This is a genomic window from Metabacillus litoralis (genome assembly GCF_007994985.1).
Lineage (GTDB): Bacteria > Bacillota > Bacilli > Bacillales > Bacillaceae > Metabacillus > Metabacillus litoralis.
This window is the reverse complement of the sequence record NZ_VOQF01000008.1, coordinates 128,485-144,745: the sequence shown is the minus strand read 5'-3', so window position 1 is coordinate 144,745 and position 16,261 is coordinate 128,485. Positions and strand designations below refer to the sequence as shown.

The window sequence follows — 16,261 nt, the reverse complement described above, 5'->3', positions numbered from 1 at the left end:
AATGTGGCGTGTAATCTATGCATTGGTTTTCTTGGTAGTTTTTACAGGGTGTCAGCAAAATGATTCTATCAAGAAATCCAAGACGGAAGATTCGACTGTTTTGCATGAAGCTGAAAAGACGGAGGAGCCAGCCTCGTCTGTAGTGAAGACTGAAAATACTCATGTGAAAAACGATGATCCAATTATTAAGGATATAAGGGAAAAGATAAAACCAGCCCAGATTACGATTCCTGCAATTAATGTAAAAGCTCAAATTGAAGAGGTAGGTTTACTTGATAATGGTCAAATGGGGGTACCAGAGGATATAAATCAAGTTGGTTGGTTTAAAGAAGGTGTAATGCCTGGTGAGCAAGGTAATGCAGTTTTAGCTGGTCATGTTGACAGCAAAACAGGTCCAGCTATTTTTTATCACTTAGAAAAGCTTGCTAAAGGTGATGAAATTATTGTAGCAGATAAAGATGGAAAATCTCTCACCTTTGTTGTTTATGATAAGAAAAGCTATGTAACAGAATCTGCTCCTGTAGATAAGGTTTTTGGATTTTCTTATCGAAGTCAGCTAAACCTTATTACTTGCACAGGATCATTTAATAGAGAAAAAGGAACACATGAAGAACGATTAGTTGTTTATACAGTTTTGAAAGATAATTAAAAATCATTGTTTTGGTAAAAGGATGAAATCTTATTGATTTCATCCTTTAATTTTTTTTTGAGCTATTTTTCTAAGTAAAGTTCTGTATTATTACATGCTTTGCGCAAGTCTTACTTAATAGATTTAATTTCTATACAACATATTTTATAAAAATTTATCCAATACTATTCTTAACGCTTTACAGGGAGGAAATTAATAAATGGAATCAAATACAACATCATATAGAGATAAAGAAGTTATGGAGAAAGTGAGTGAGCATCAACAAAATCAAAAGTTAATTTCATCAGAGCTAGGCGATTTATTTGCTAACTATTTGGGAGACTCTTTATCTTGTTGTATTTTCGAGCATCATCTTGAAGTAGTGAAAGATGATGAAATAAAAGAATATCTTGAATTTGCATTGAAAACAGCGAAAAAACATTTAAATAAGATGGAAGAGATTTATGAGAAAGAAAATATTGCTATTCCAGTAGGATTTGGAGACCAAGATGTAAGGAGAGGTTCTCCAAGATTGTTTAGTGATATCTTCATGATTTTTTACGTTGTAGAAATGTCACGAGCCGCTCTAGTAACATATGGTGGTGCACTATCGAGCTCATACAGACAAGACATAGTGGATTACTTCAAGATGTGTTTAGATGACACTGTTATTATATTTGAAAAGGGTCTACATTTAATGCTTCTTAAGGGGACAAATATGGTGCCGCCTACAATTCCTTATCCGAAAAAAGTGAATTTCATTGAACGGGAGTCATTTATTTCAATGATTGCTGGTAAATTCAGACCTCTTACAGCACTAGAGATTAAGCATTTACAAATAAATATCAATACAAATATATTAGGGAAATCATTGATGTTAGGATTTAGTCAAGTAGCATCATCTGAGAAGTTACGTAAGTATTTTCAGCAAGGAGCAAAGGTAGCTGATACTCAGATTAAACAACTAGGAAAGTATTTGATCAGTGATAATTTACCAGTTCCTACTTCTATGGATGCGCATATAAGTGATTCTACAACAGCACCATTTTCGGATAAATTAATGCTTTATCATGCTTCACTTGCAAACACAATTGGGATATCGAATTATGGATTAGCGGTCTCCAAGATGATGAGACATGATTTACATGCCATTATGGGTATTCTCATAGCAGATATAGGAAAATATGCAAATGAAGGAATGAATCTTATTATCGGCAATGGTTGGCTTGAAGAACCGCCTAGGGCTGCAGATAGGAAAAAGCTTTCTAAAGAAGCTACTAATATAAACTCAGGAGAATAACGGACCTACATAATCAAAATTTATCCGAATACCATAATTTGAGCTTTACTTCATTTTTAAAGTCTGTTTTCGTAATCTTTGTTGCTTTAACAACTCCAAGTAAACAGCACTATATAAAGCATAGTGGCATCTTTTCTTCATAGGATAGTACCTATTTTGCCATAACAACAATGTTGCCACTGCATAATTAGGTCAATTAGCAACAATCTATCAGAAAAGAGCCTTTTTAAAAGAAGAAGGAGCTTGGTTTCTAATTTACACAAAGTTCCTCGTTTGGTTTAATCTAATTTTCAATTTTCTTCGTTCTCTAAAGAAGATTTTCAAACAATAAATTTCCTTATTGCCTCATTTATATTTCTCATAAAATAGGATTCTGTTTTTATCCCACTTTTATGAATGAGCTGTGCATGATCTGGATGTAATCCAATGATATAAGGGAGAACACCCATAAGTGTTATTTGGGTGAGTAAGTTCCGTAATGCTACTATTCCTTCTGTTGTAATATTTCCAATTCCATGAAAATCAAATAAAATTCGTACTATTGCACTATTGTTATTAATTTGCTGTAAAATTCGCAGACTATTACTATCAATTAAATCCTTATTTAAATGGCCATAAAGTGGGATTAGGACAATGCCTTTTGTAAGGATTATATAAGGTGCAGATAATTCATTAATTAATGCAAGAGAGGTCTCAAGCTGCTCTTTTTTTTCAAGTAATTCAAAATTTGTTTCTGCTAGACGAAGTCGATGCTTGTTTACAGCTTCAATTAGCTCTTGAATACGGTCATCCTGCTCGATACAAATAACATGTCCAACTGAATCTGCCCAATTAACCTTCAACTTAAAAAGGAAATATGGGGAGGTAATTGTTTTCATAACTAACTCGGTTGTTTTCGTTTCATGTGAAGTAAGAATGCGCTCTGCTTTATCCTTACTTTCTCTATCAATGATATCTAAAAATAATGTAGCATCCCCAAAAGTTTCAATTGCAATATCTGAACACTGTAATATCGTAAGTCCTTTATCAATTAAAAAATATGGAACAGGGATAAATTTAACTGCTGACATTAGAATTACACTCCTTGTTTTGAATGTTCCATTAGCCAAGCTTTAAGTTCAATAAGAGATGGAAACAATCGGGTTTTGTCAGAACAGTATGAGGAAAAATCATAGTTTGATAATAACCTTCCACCTACTATTACTATTGGTTTGTGAGGTAGCTCTTCAAGTGCTTTTATGTAGTTTGCTAGAATCTCTGCATGGTACCAGATTGAAAAGGAAAGACCAATCACATGTGGTTCCCAAATACTTGCTGACTTTAAGGCATATTCTAGAGGTAAGTTTGCACCTAATAGTCGTGTTTTCCAACCATATTCTTCAAATAGCTGTGATGCCATTTTAAGTCCAATATCATGTTGTTCATTTTCTAAACATAAAAACAAGGCTTTCTTTTCTGAGAATTGTCGTATTTTTTGTTCTCTTTTCATATAATTATGAAATCTTGCTAAAATATATTCACATGTTGAAGTGGCAAGATGCTCATCTGCAACAGTAATTTGATCTGTTTCCCATAGATACCCTATATGTTGGAGTGATTTCGTGATTAATTCTTCGAATAATTCGGTTCTACCTTCAGCACGATTCACATTTGTTATTGTGATTTCCCAGGCAGAATCTTCATCACCATTAAGAAGAAAACGAGCAAATTCTTCAACTTCCCAAGCCATGTTATCACCTCTAGCTTCACAATTTCACAAAGGCTTCATTAATTGAATCAGAATTATTATATTTTATCATAATTTCTATTATACTATTAGATTCAAAAAGACTCTTTATTCAAAGTGAAGTGTAAGCATACTATACTGAAGCATGTCCTGAAAAGGGAAATTCGTATGAATCCACTATTGAAAAAATTTGAGTTATAATGATATAAGATAAAACAACACAGAAAATTTAAAGAAGTTATTCAACATTTAACCAACTAGGATAGGATTTTTAAAAAGACATGTATAGAGAGCTTCATATAAAAAAAGGGGGAGTTTTATGACTGAAGTTCCGTTAGAGGTTCAACAGGAAATGCAAAAGCAAATTAAAAAACATCAAGGTATGCCAAAATCTAAAATTCTAAAAAGAGTTTTATTCATTTTTATAGGCGCTGTATTGATGGCAGTTGGTCTTGAAATCTTCTTGGTACCTAATCAAGTTATCGATGGTGGAATTGTTGGTATATCGATCATACTTTCTCACTTGCTTGGTTGGAAGCTTGGTTTGTTTATCTTCTTACTTAATATTCCATTTTTCTTTATAGGGTACAAGCAAATCGGTAAAACGTTTGCTTTATCAACTGTTTTTGGGATTTCAATTTTATCAATAGCAACAGTATTATTGCATCCCGTACCAGCGTTTACTGAGGATGTGTTATTAGCAACTGTTTTTGGTGGCATTACTTTAGGTATTGGTGTGGGAATTGTCATCAGATACGGTGGTTCCCTAGATGGTACGGAAATCCTCGCTATACTTGCCAATAAAAAGCTGCCTTTCTCAGTTGGTGAAATTATCATGTTTTTTAATATTTTCATTTTGGGTAGTGCCGGCTTTGTTTTCGGATGGAATAGAGCGATGTATTCACTAATTGCTTATTTTGTTGCTTTTAAAACGATTGATATTGTGATAGAAGGTCTTGATGAATCAAAATCAGCATGGATCATAAGTGAACAATATCAAGAAATCGGTGATGCGATTATTGCTCGACTTGGAAGAGGTGTAACCTATCTAAACGGAGAAGGTGCTTATACAGGTGATGATAAAAAGGTTATATTCTGTGTAATTACCCGTTTAGAAGAAGCAAAGCTAAAATCCATTGTAGAAGATTTGGACACGTCAGCTTTCTTGGCAGTTTCAAATATTGCTGAAGTAAGGGGCGGTAGATTTAAGAAAAAAGATATTCATTAACTTTCAAACTCTGTGGAAATTTAACACAGAGTTTTTATTATGCATAAGGTTTTTCTAAGAATGGGTTAATATTATCAATAGCTTTGTCATATTCATATAGGAGATGGACAAGATTGTACATTTCTTTTAAGGATGTGAACATCGATGGAGGCAATAATTGTAGATGTATTGGAATGGCTAACAAACCTTGGTTATATAGGGATAGCAATTGGATTAATGCTCGAAGTTATTCCTAGTGAAGTTGTCTTAGGTTATGGTGGATATATGATAGTCTTAGGTAAAATTGGTTTTATTGGTGCAATTATAGCGGGAGTTATTGGGGGAACTGTTGCCCAATTAATTCTATATTGGATCGGTAGTATAGGTGGTCGTCCTTTTCTTAAGAAATATGGTAAGTTTTTATTAATTAAGAATCATCATATTGATTTATCGGAAAAATGGTTTGAAAAATATGGGTCTGGTGTGATTTTCGGAGCAAGGTTTATTCCTATAGTAAGGCATGCTATAAGTATCCCAGCGGGAATAGCAAAGATGTCTATATGGAAATTCACGCTTTATACTGTTGCAGCCATGATACCCTGGACTATTTTCTTTTTATATTTAGGAATGGAGTTAGGAAGCAACTGGATGTATATAAAAGAAGCGGCTAAACCATTTGTCATTCCTCTAATTAGTATTTCTTGCTTAATGGTTATTGCCTATTTTTTAGTGAAGAAATTTCAAATGAACAATACATAAAAGAAGCTAGCCAATTTGGTTAGTTTTTTTAGTGTTAACTATTAGTGAATGATAAGGAGGAAGGATAAAAGCTTTGGAAGTAGTATTGTGATTTGAAATATTTCTCATTGCTTTTATAAAAAGAAGAGAATATAATAACATAATGTTAACGAAGAAAAATATTAAGTTGGTAAACTATATAAGGTTTAAATCAGTGGTAAGTTAGTTAAAAGCCACTTTTTAAATGGTTATATAGTTAACTAAGTTAATTATTAATTATATATATTAATTTGAGGTGAGATAGATGGAACATTTAAGTCAAAAAGAAAAAGTAGCCATTATGATTGCAGTTATTGGTGCTATGTTTTTTGCAGCTGTAAATCAAACAATTGTAGGCAATGCCTTACCCAAAATAATCGCTGATTTAGGTGGACTGGATTATTATAGCTGGGTATTTACGATCTATATGTTAACATCTGCAATTACAACGATACTTGTAGGTAAGCTTTCTGATATTTATGGAAGAAGACCATTTATATTAATTGGTATCTTCATTTTTATGATTGGTGCATTTTTATCAGGTTTATCAAAAGACATTATACAATTGATCACATATCGAGGTATTCAAGGGTTAGGTGCTGGTATGATCATGTCAACAGCATTTACAGCTGTAGGAGATCTATTTGCTCCACGTGAAAGAGGACGTTGGCAAGGAGCGATGGCTTCAGTATTTGGTATTTCCAGTGTATTTGGTCCAACACTAGGGGGATATATTGTTGATAATCTAGAGTGGAAATGGGTTTTCTGGGTTTTTCTACCTTTAGGAATTGTTGCGGCAATCTTAATATGGAAGCTTTTCCCGAAAGCAGAGAAAAAGGCTGGCGAAACTGTAGACTATCTTGGCTCTATTTTCTTAACAACCACAATTGTACCTGCATTATTAGCGTTTTCATGGGCAGGAACAAAATATGAATGGAACTCTGCACAAATTATCGCATTATTTTCAGGAGCGATTGTTTCACTAATTTTGTTCATAGCAGCTGAAAAGAAGGCAAAAAGTCCAATTATGCCATTGAATTTGTTTAAAAATAGTATTTTTACAATCTCCAATATCATTGCATTTGCAATCGGTGTTGCTATGTTTGGCGGAGTTATGTACATTCCTTATTTTGTTCAAGGTGTATTAGGGTACTCAGCAACACATTCTAGTTTTATCACAATGACAATGACACTCGGCTTAGTCATTGCAAGTGCAATTGGTGGACAGATTATTACAAAAACAGGTAAATATAAAACTCAAGCTATTATTGGATTAATGATCACTACTATCGGTATGTTCTTATTTACAACAATGAATGCTGAAACATCTCAATGGCTTTTAGTTTTATATTTAGTGCTAGTAGGACTTGGTCTTGGTGTTGGTATGACAGTATTTACATTAACTGTTCAAAATGCAGTTGAACAAAGTTACTTGGGAGTAGCAACAGCTACATCACAGCTGTTCCGTTCTATTGGAGGTACTGTTGGTGTCGCAATAATGGGAACCGTGTTAAATCAAAGAATGGAAACTAAAATGACTGAATCATTTAAGACTGTAAGTGAACAGGCTGCTGCTGCACCAGCAGAAATGCAAGAAAAATTAACAGCATTACAAAATCCACAGTTACTATTAGATCATGAAAAATTGACTGAAATTCAGCAAAGTCTTCCTGAAAGTATGACCACTTTCTTTGGGAAAATCATTAACCTGCTTCAAGATTCCCTAAGCTTTGCTTTATCAGGAGTATTTATGACAGCAACATTAATCATGATTGTTGCTGTTTTATTAACATTCTTCTTAAAAGAAATACCGTTAAGAAGCTCTAGCGACCCAGTTAAAGAACTAGAGAAGACAGATACGAAGCAGGTAAAATTAACGAAGCAACCAGTTTAGAAAAAGAGAGCATATGCTCTCTTTTTTGGATGTTATTACAGTGTTGGACGGACTTGTATATTTGCGCGGTGGCGTGAAAGGTGCTGGTGATGATCGATAAAAATGTGGATGTGGTCGGGAAAGTAGAGAGAATGAAGTCATGCATTGTTGGAGTTGGAGTGAAAAGTAGTGGTGATGGTCGATAAAAATGAGGATGTGGTCGGGAAAGTAGCGGGAATGACATGCATTGTTGCAGTTGGCGTGAAAATTAATGATAATGGTCGATAAAAGTGAGTATATGGTCGACAAAGTAGATAGAATGACATGAAAGATAACTATGATGGTCGATAAAAAAGGAAAACATGGCATGAAGTTAGACATGGATGAGTTGTATTCAGAAAAAGCTCTACATAAAGAGAGACTAAGACGGGGAAAATAACATTGAATATAATTCGAATTTGAAAGGATGGCAATAATGAACGATAAAGATCAAGAATTTTACAATAATGAAGTTTTTGCACAAGCAGAAGTTGTTCAGCATCCAAAAGAAGAAAATAGTTCCGCACTAATTCTTAATCAGGCATTTCATTTGTTATCAAATGAAGATATTACAACTACTGAAGAAACATCAGAATAAATAGCTTGGAAACGTTCAGAAGAAACTGAACGTTTTTTTGATTCTAGATATAATAAAGGAACTTTATGGTAATATTAACTAAATTATATAGGGAGGTTGGATAAATGATAAAAGCAATTTTCTTTGATTTGGATGGAACATTATTAAATCGTGATGAATCAGTCAAGCAATTTATTCATGATCAGCATCTGCGGTTATGTTCATATTTAAGTGATATAAATATAGATGATTATGTTAAACGATTTATTCAGTTGGATGATCATGGATATGTGTGGAAGGATAAAGTATATAAACAAATAGTCGAGGAGTTTAGTATTGAAGGAATAACAGCAGAAGAACTTTTAGAGGATTATCTTACATATTTTCAATTTCATTGTATAGGTTTTGAGCATTTACATGAGCTGTTAGAAAATCTTAGGAAAGAGAATTATAAACTAGCAATCATTTCAAATGGATTTGGAACTTTTCAAATGGACAATATTAAAGCATTAAAGATAGATAATTATTTTGATAGTATTATAATTTCAGAGAATGTGGGAATTAAGAAGCCAAATCCAAACATCTTTTTACAAGGATTGTCTGATTTAAATGTATCTCCACATGAAAGTATTTTTGTTGGTGATCATCCTGAAAATGATATTCATGCACCAAGTAAGCTTGGTCTAAAAACGATTTGGAAAAAGAACCATCATTCCGATCCTGTTGCTGCTGATTATATGATTGATGATTTGTTAGAGGTTCTAGATATAGTGATGAGTAATAAAACAAAGTCTAATCAGTAACAATTAGACTTTGTTCAGACTGTTGATATGTTTTCGATTTCTTTTTTCCGATCCTTGCTACTATACTCATTACCAACAAAAGTAACTTCAATCTTCACAAGGCTTCGCGGTTATATTTTTTAATGATTAGCTATTTTAGCATGATCGTTATCATATACCGCTAACTTTTTAACTAGTGTAGAGCTTTCTTTATTTAAACCAATAATGGCTATTTCAGTTCCATTTTGCTTGTACTTTAATACAATTTTATCTACTGTGCCTACAGCAGAATCATCCCACAGATGTGCCTGCTAAAGTCGATTACGATATGTTTAACTTATGCTTAATTGTGGAATGAATCTTAGTAATAAGATTGTAGCCTACATTATTAACGGAGATGGTTATAACACTAAACCTCATTTTTATATCTATAGGAAAATGATCTTCTATTAATAATTGCTAGACTATACATAAATTTTAAAAATATATTGTATGTTAAAGTGTTTAATAATGTAAAATAATAGAAAAGATGCTGGAGGGGATATAGATGTTTAAAAAGATATTATTAGCAACTGATGGATCAGATCATGCTTTACGGGCGGCGATCAAAGCAGCTGATATTGCTAAATTAACATCAGATACCATGATTACAGTAGTATATGTTGTGGATGGTACAACATCAAAATCAGATGTTTTATCAGCTGGAGATAAAGAAGCAATTAATGAAAAGCGATCACGTAAGCTTAGACCGACTGAACAATTACTTGAAAAAGAAAATATTGCATTTAAGATAAAGATGCTAAAAGGTGAACCAGGTCCAGAAATTGTTAAATATGCAAACAAAGAAGAGTTTGATTTAGTGATAGTAGGAAGTAGAGGTTTAAATGCTTTACAAGAAATGGTGCTAGGAAGTGTTAGCCATAAGGTGGCTAAACGTGTAGAATCTCCAGTTATGATTGTAAAATAAGGCTGTTTTTGCAAACTTTGTTGCTTTAAAATCCTCGAAGAAATCAGTCTAGTGGCATCTTTTCTTCATAAATGGTAGCTTTATATACGAAAATAGACTGTTTCTAATATATATTTTGATTAGGAACAATCTTTCAGAAAAGAGCCTAAAATACCAACAAAAAGGCTGACCTAATCATAAGAAGTAATTACTTTAGGGCAGCCGTATTAATCATTCAATTAATTTTTTCTAACTGCTTCATAAGAGTGTTTGGTAGATGTAAACCTCTATCTGTTATCTCTTTTTCAAGCATCTTGATAAACTCAGGATTCATCTGTAATCTACTAGCTTCTTCAAAACTATGTAACAGTGTAGTGTCTGATAATTTGAAAAATCTCAATGTAAGACCACCTTTTTCTCCTTGACATAAATTTAGCAATTAACTATCACTTAGCTAAGCATAATCTATTAATCTTATACCCGAATGTTAGAACTCTAAACAAAAACCATGTAAAAAATTGTAGAAATTATGCGGGAAATTCTCCTTAAAGTAAGATTGGTACTTTTGATATGTTTAATTGTTAGCACAAATTTATTAAAATATAAGTAAGCTTTCAAAAGGAGGGATATCTTAATGGGAAAAGGTAGAATCCGAGTAGAAGAACGTATTAAGGTAGAAACAGATGAAGAGATTTTTGAGGCTACTCTTTTAGAAGAAGATGAAAATTAAATAGAAAACAAACAAAGGAGAACGATGATGATCGTTCTCCTTTTTATAATGTCTGATTTTAGACCGACATAGTTAATTAAACGTTTGTTTAATTTTTTTTAATAGGTTATTTTCTAGAAAACAACCTTATTTATAGATCATCAAAACCATTATCAGCATGATTAACCTTTGTATATTGTCTAGATTTTTGTTCAAAGAAATCTGATTTCCCTAAGTCTACTTCTTCATAGGCTTTAATCCATTTTAGAGGGTTTGTTCGGTAGCCTTCAAAAGGACGCTCATAACCAAGTTGATTACAGCGAACATTTGTATAAAATTTAATATAATCCTCAACATCCTGCATGTTCAGACCATCCATTTTGTTGCCGATGATAAATCTTCCCCATTCAATCTCAAGTTCTGCTGCTTGAATGAAGGTTTCTTGGACAAATGTAGCAAGTTCTTTTGTATCATATTCAGGATATTGTTTTAAAACTTCTTTAAAAATTTGTACAAATAAATCTACATGAATTTGTTCATCGCGATTTATGTAGTTAATCATTGTGCTTGTACCAACCATTTTTTGATTGCGTGCAAGGTTATAAAAGAATGCAAATCCAGAATAGAAGAATAGGCCTTCTAAAATAACATCATAAACAATTGACTTTAGTAAGTTTTCAACGGTAGGTTCTTCTGCAAATGCTTGATATCCGTTTGTAACAAATTCATTACGCTTTCGTAAAATTGATTCGTTTCTCCAATATTCAAAAACTTCATCTTGCTTTTGTTTTGGAACAATGCTTGATAAAACATAGGAATAAGAATGGTTGTGTATGACCTCTTGCTGAGCAAGAATAATCATTAACGCATTTATACTTGAATCTGTAACATAGTCAGCAACTTTACCAGCATAATCAGTTTGAATGCTATCAAGAAGTGCTAACAAACCAATGATTTTTAGAAATGCTTCTTTTTCCTCATCTGTTAAACTTGGATATTGCTTGATATCTTGTGCCATATTTATTTCAAAAGGAGTCCAAAAATTTCCTAGCATTTTCTTATATCTCGGGTATGCCCATGGAAAAGCAACATCATCCCAGTTTAAAATATTTGAGCTTGAGCCATTGATAATTCCTGTTGAACGATTTGGAGCATCCGCATCGACAATTTTACGCTTTTCTAAGATAGTATGTTTCACTATATCACACCTTTTATGTTGTTGATTTTTGTATTTTACATTGGTAAAAACTCATGTGCTGAGTTTTTAACTAGCACATGAGTCACATTCTTCAATTTCACTTGAGGTTGATCGTAAATAATACGTTGTTTTTAAGCCATTATTCCAGGCTGCTAAATGTAAATCCAATAATTCTTTCGCTTTAATTGTATTTTGTACATAAAGATTAAAAGAGATCGCTTGATCAATATGGCGTTGTCTTGCTGCATTTTGTTTGATGCTCCATTGCTGATCAATAAAGTATGCAGATTTATAGTACCATGTTGTTGTTGAATTTAAGTCAGGAACAGTCACTGGAATTTTATAGTCTTTCTTTTCTTCCGAATAGACCTTTTGGAAGATAGGATCGATACTAGCTGTACTTCCCGCGATAATAGATGTTGATGCATTAGGTGCTACTGCCATTAAATATCCATTTCTAACACCATGCTCCATCACTTCTTGTCTCAGTCCATCCCAATCTAAGGTACTAGCTTTTGATGTGTATTCTCTTTTCTCAAAATAACGACCAGTTTCCCAGTCAGAGCCTTTGAATACTGAATAAGAACCCTTTTCCTTAGAAAGCTCCATACTTGCTTGAATTGTTAGATAAGAGATCTTTTCGTATAATTCATCAGCGTAGTTAACAGCTTCATCATTTTCCCATCTCAATTCTTTAAGAGCCAATAAATGATGCCATCCAAAAGTTCCTAGCCCAATAGCTCGGTATTTTGCATTTGTTAGCTTTGCTTGAAGAACAGGAATAGTATTTAAATCAATAACATTGTCTAGCATTCTGACCTGTATTGGTATTAGCTCCTCTAAAGCATTATTTGTCACTGCTTTTGCTAGGTTAATAGAAGATAAGTTACAGACAACAAAATCACCAGGTGTTTTTACAGTGATGATTTTTCCATCTTCAGTGAACTGCTCTTCAACTGTTGTTGCACTTTGATTTTGTGTAATTTCAGTACAAAGGTTGCTGCAATAGATCATTCCTACGTGTGAGTTGGCATTCTTTCTATTGACTTCATCACGATAAAACATATATGGAGTACCAGCTTCTAATTGACTAATCATAATTCTCTTCATAATATCAATAGCTGGTAATTTCTCTTTAGAAAGCTGATCGTTTTCAACACATTCCCAGTATCTATCACGGAAGCTTCCATTTCCTTTTTCTTCATCATAGTAATCTTCTATACTATAGCCCATCACTTGACGAACTTCATGTGGATCAAATAAGTACCAATCAGCACGAGCTTCAACTTGTTCCATAAATAAATCCGGAATACAAACACCTGTAAATAAATCATGTGTTCTCATACGCTCATCACCATTATTAAGTTTTGAATCTAGGAATGAGAAGATATCTTTATGCCATACATCTAAATAAACAGCGATTGCACCTTTTCTTTGACCTAGTTGATCAACACTTACAGCTGTGTTATTCAGTTGCTTCATCCAAGGAATAACACCTGATGAAACACCTTTAAAGCCTTTAATATCACTGCCACGTGAACGTATTTTACCGAAATAAGCGCCAATTCCTCCACCTGATTTGGATAGGTTTGCAATGTCTGTATTGCTATCAAAAATTCCTTGTAAACTATCATCTATTGTATCTATAAAACAACTTGAAAGCTGTCCAATAGGTTTACCAGCGTTAGATAATGTTGGAGTTGCAACAGTCATATAAAGATTACTCATTGCCCAATAAGCTCGATTAATAAGCTCTAAACGTCTTTCTTTACTTTCATTTGCCATAAGTGTCATCGCAATAATAATAAAACGTTCCTGTGGTAGCTCATATAATTCCTTAGTGAAATCTCGTGTTAAGTAGCGGTCTGCCAAAGTGCGAAGTCCTATGTATGTAAATAATTGATCTCGTTCTGGTTTAATGTAAGATCCAATTTGTTCAATTTCTTCTTTACTATATTGCTTAAGTAATTTTGGATGATAAAGACCTTTTTCAACTAGTGTAGAAATTAAATGATATAAGCTACCATATTTATCTTCTTTGTTATAGCCTCTATTGGATGCAGCGTCTTTATATAGTTTTGATAAATAAATTTGAGCACAAAAATACGTCCAATCGGGATCTTGTTCATTGATTTGAGATAAACCTTCTAAGATTAAGAGGTTTGTTAGCTGATCAGAAGTATAAGAATCTCTTTGGGAAATTGTATTTTGAATTCGATTTAAATAATGCTCTATTTCAAGAGAGGGGAATTGTTGTTGTATATTGTGTATAAATGATGCAAGCTTGTCCATATCAAAAGCTTCATCACCATTTAGTTGATCGATGATTGTTGGGGTTGTTACAGTAGTCATAAGTATTCCTCCATCAGTTCGTATTAATCTTCTGTTAAGGAACAGACAAGATAAAACGACAGATAAGGAAGAAAAGGGTAGACATACCCGTAGTTACTTACTATCGTCCCATCCTCTCAGTCCCCGAAGAAATTGAAACATTCATAAGTAGTAGGTAGGTCTCCTGACTTATGCTCATCCTACTACGAGTCCTTCCCATACATATGTACAGTGGTTTTCTCAGTTCGTCACATTTACAGTTGCGGGGACAGCTCTGGATTTTCACCAGATTCCCATTTCAGCCACATAGGCGCCTAAAACTTAGTTTATACAATATATAGTTGTTTTCTTAATTAATTCGTCAATATATAGTGAATTAATCTTCTATATTACATAATAAAGCACCTTGGTAAATTTATCAACAAATACTTTCTAAATGTCGAAAATTATCGTGATTGATAGAATATTGGAGAAGTGCATCATAAAGAAATCATAAGGATTTTTTTGATGAAACACTGAAAGAAAGTAAGAGGGTCTTGAGGATAACCTGAATAAGTAAAAAATTTCCAATGAAAAAAACCAAGCTTTATGCCCGGTTTTTTGTTTTAAATCCAAATCCAAGTGTAAAGAAAAAAGATATATATAAGAAAAAAGCAAAAGGTAGAAACTCTAAAACAGGTACGCCAAGAGTTTGTGCAAAGAAAGCACCACTAACGCCCCATGGAATTAAAGGGTTAATTAAAGTGCCAGCATCCTCTAATGTACGAGACATATATTTCCGATCAATTTCTAATTTGTCATATAAGTCTTTAAAGGATTGACCAGGAATAAGAATGGATAAATATTGTTCACCAGTTAGTAGATTTACACCAACAGAAGAAGCAGCAGTAGAGGAGATAAGCTGTCCTTTGGTTTTAATTTTATCGATTATTCCATTTAATAGGGTAGAAATGATACTTAACGAATCTAAAAGACCTCCAAAAGCAAATGCAATCAAGATAAGGGAAATAGACCACATCATCGATTGTAAACCACCGCGGTTTAGCATATTGCTAACAACTTGATGATCAATAGGAAATGCAGTACCATTTTGAAGAACTTGAAGAAATTCACCAAGCTCAACCCCTTGAAAACCAATGGCTGTCATCCCGCCGGTCAATACACCCACAACTAATGCAGGAATAACCGGCACTTTTTTTACCGCAAGAAAAATAACTATAATAGGGGACAATAGTGTAATACTACTAATGGATACATGGTCTTTAATTAAATTCACCATATTTTTTGTTTCATTTATTGACGTAGTATCAATCACTGCTAAACGTCCAAGAATGAAAAAAATCAATGTTGTAATGATGATACTTGGAATTGTTGTGTATGTCATATGACGAATATGGGTAAACAATTTTACAGAAGAAACACCTGACGCAAAATTCGTAGTGTCTGACATTGGTGACATTTTATCACCAAAGCAAGCACCAGAAATTACTGCACCTGCAACCCATTCTACTGGCAAGCCAATTGCCATTCCTGCTCCCATTAAGGCCACTCCAACAGTACTTACAGTGGTAAAGGAACTACCAACAAGACTTGAGATAATCATGCAAGAAAATAAGGAAGTAACTAAAAGATAATTAGGATTAATAATAGTTAAGGCATATGCCATTACAGTTGGTATAGTTCCACTGCTCATCCATGCCCCAATTAAAATACCAATTAAAGAGAGAACAAGTATAGGTTGAACGCCATTTTGAATTCCTTTGACAAGCCCTACTTCTAGTTCTTTCCACTTATAACCTTTTAATAAAGCTAAAAAGCCAACAACAACTAAACAAATAAGTAATGATATATGTGGCTCTGTTTTCCAAATAAATAAGCTTGTAAAAATAATACCTAAAATTAAAAATAAAATAAAAATAGCCTCTTTAAAGCCAAATAATCTCTTGTGTTGATTCATGATTGATACTCCTTTATAACTTCAACGCTTTTTTGCTTTCTTGTATAAAAGTATTATATCAATCTAATAAATTAAGTCAATTACATTATTTAATGTATGAAAATTTCATATATTGTAGAAGTATATTAATTTTTTAATATATCAATTATTTTGAAAATATAAAAAATAATAGCAAAGAATGAAAATGATTGAAAATGTTCCTTTAATTAAG

At 33.0% G+C, this 16,261-nt stretch carries 15 protein-coding genes and 1 riboswitch; of the genes, 9 read left to right on the top strand and 6 right to left on the bottom strand.

The features are described from left to right. The first annotated feature begins 1 nt into the window (after nt 1). Both FS935_RS15515 and FS935_RS15510 read left to right on the top strand, forming a co-directional pair. On the top strand, nt 2–649 hold the full coding sequence (locus FS935_RS15515) for a class F sortase (RefSeq protein WP_158638619.1): 648 nt from the start codon (nt 2–4) through the stop codon (nt 647–649). A gap of 199 nt (nt 650–848) precedes the next feature. Next, on the top strand, nt 849–1,928 hold the full coding sequence (locus FS935_RS15510) for a DUF3231 family protein (RefSeq protein ID WP_146949563.1): 1,080 nt from the start codon (nt 849–851) through the stop codon (nt 1,926–1,928). Nucleotides 1,929–2,248: 320 nt separating this feature from the next. Here the strand turns inward: FS935_RS15510 and FS935_RS15505 are convergent, their stop codons facing one another. Both FS935_RS15505 and FS935_RS15500 read right to left on the bottom strand, forming a co-directional pair. Continuing rightward, nucleotides 2,249–2,998 carry an STAS domain-containing protein gene (locus FS935_RS15505; RefSeq protein ID WP_146949562.1) on the bottom strand — a complete coding sequence of 250 codons (750 nt, stop codon included), beginning with the start codon at nt 2,996–2,998 and terminating at the stop codon, nt 2,249–2,251. A 5-nt stretch (nt 2,999–3,003) separates the two neighbouring features. Then, nucleotides 3,004–3,657 carry a cobalamin B12-binding domain-containing protein gene (locus FS935_RS15500; protein WP_146949561.1) on the bottom strand — a complete coding sequence of 218 codons (654 nt, stop codon included), beginning with the start codon at nt 3,655–3,657 and terminating at the stop codon, nt 3,004–3,006. A gap of 349 nt (nt 3,658–4,006) precedes the next feature. Between FS935_RS15500 and FS935_RS15495 the strand changes: the two genes are divergently transcribed. From FS935_RS15495 to FS935_RS15470, 6 genes are all read left to right on the top strand, one after another. Further along, nucleotides 4,007–4,882, top strand: a complete 876-nt coding sequence (locus FS935_RS15495; protein WP_146949687.1) for a YitT family protein — start codon at nt 4,007–4,009, stop codon at nt 4,880–4,882. Nucleotides 4,883–5,026: 144 nt separating this feature from the next. Then, nucleotides 5,027–5,620 carry an undecaprenyl phosphate transporter UptA gene (gene uptA / locus FS935_RS15490; protein ID WP_146949560.1) on the top strand — a complete coding sequence of 198 codons (594 nt, stop codon included), beginning with the start codon at nt 5,027–5,029 and terminating at the stop codon, nt 5,618–5,620. Between the two features lie 283 nt (nt 5,621–5,903). Next, nucleotides 5,904–7,532 carry an MDR family MFS transporter gene (locus FS935_RS15485; protein WP_146949559.1) on the top strand — a complete coding sequence of 543 codons (1,629 nt, stop codon included), beginning with the start codon at nt 5,904–5,906 and terminating at the stop codon, nt 7,530–7,532. A gap of 454 nt (nt 7,533–7,986) precedes the next feature. Beyond that, nucleotides 7,987–8,148, top strand: coding sequence for a transcriptional regulator SplA domain-containing protein (locus FS935_RS15480; protein ID WP_158638618.1), 162 nt, complete (start codon nt 7,987–7,989; stop codon nt 8,146–8,148). Nucleotides 8,149–8,252: 104 nt separating this feature from the next. Then, a complete protein-coding gene (locus FS935_RS15475; RefSeq protein ID WP_146949557.1) occupies nt 8,253–8,930 on the top strand; it encodes an HAD family hydrolase in 678 nt (225 codons plus the stop codon). Nucleotides 8,931–9,456: 526 nt separating this feature from the next. Beyond that, nucleotides 9,457–9,876 (top strand): universal stress protein, encoded by a 420-nt coding sequence (locus FS935_RS15470; RefSeq protein ID WP_146949556.1) that lies wholly within the window; start codon nt 9,457–9,459, stop codon nt 9,874–9,876. Nucleotides 9,877–10,090: 214 nt separating this feature from the next. Here FS935_RS15470 and sda read toward each other — a convergent pair whose 3' ends face one another. After that, a complete protein-coding gene (gene sda / locus FS935_RS15465) occupies nt 10,091–10,255 on the bottom strand; it encodes a sporulation histidine kinase inhibitor Sda (RefSeq protein ID WP_146949555.1) in 165 nt (54 codons plus the stop codon). Between the two features lie 234 nt (nt 10,256–10,489). On the opposite strand from sda, the gene FS935_RS15460 reads away from it, so the two are divergent. Further along, nucleotides 10,490–10,585 carry a YhdX family protein gene (locus tag FS935_RS15460; protein ID WP_146949554.1) on the top strand — a complete coding sequence of 32 codons (96 nt, stop codon included), beginning with the start codon at nt 10,490–10,492 and terminating at the stop codon, nt 10,583–10,585. A 130-nt stretch (nt 10,586–10,715) separates the two neighbouring features. On the opposite strand, the gene FS935_RS15455 is transcribed toward FS935_RS15460, so the two are convergent. The 3 genes from FS935_RS15455 to nhaC all read right to left on the bottom strand — a co-directional run bounded on the left by FS935_RS15455 (nt 10,716) and on the right by nhaC (nt 16,050). Continuing rightward, nucleotides 10,716–11,762 carry a ribonucleotide-diphosphate reductase subunit beta gene (locus tag FS935_RS15455; RefSeq protein WP_193559367.1) on the bottom strand — a complete coding sequence of 349 codons (1,047 nt, stop codon included), beginning with the start codon at nt 11,760–11,762 and terminating at the stop codon, nt 10,716–10,718. A gap of 66 nt (nt 11,763–11,828) precedes the next feature. After that, nucleotides 11,829–14,114: a ribonucleoside-diphosphate reductase subunit alpha gene (locus FS935_RS15450; RefSeq protein ID WP_146949553.1), complete on the bottom strand. Its 2,286-nt coding sequence runs from the start codon at nt 14,112–14,114 to the stop codon at nt 11,829–11,831. A gap of 136 nt (nt 14,115–14,250) precedes the next feature. Beyond that, nucleotides 14,251–14,426, bottom strand: a riboswitch (cobalamin riboswitch). A gap of 253 nt (nt 14,427–14,679) precedes the next feature. Then, entirely contained in the window at nt 14,680–16,050 is a 1,371-nt protein-coding gene (gene nhaC / locus FS935_RS15445) for a Na+/H+ antiporter NhaC (protein ID WP_146949552.1), read from the bottom strand. Nucleotides 16,051–16,261: the final 211 nt, after the last annotated feature.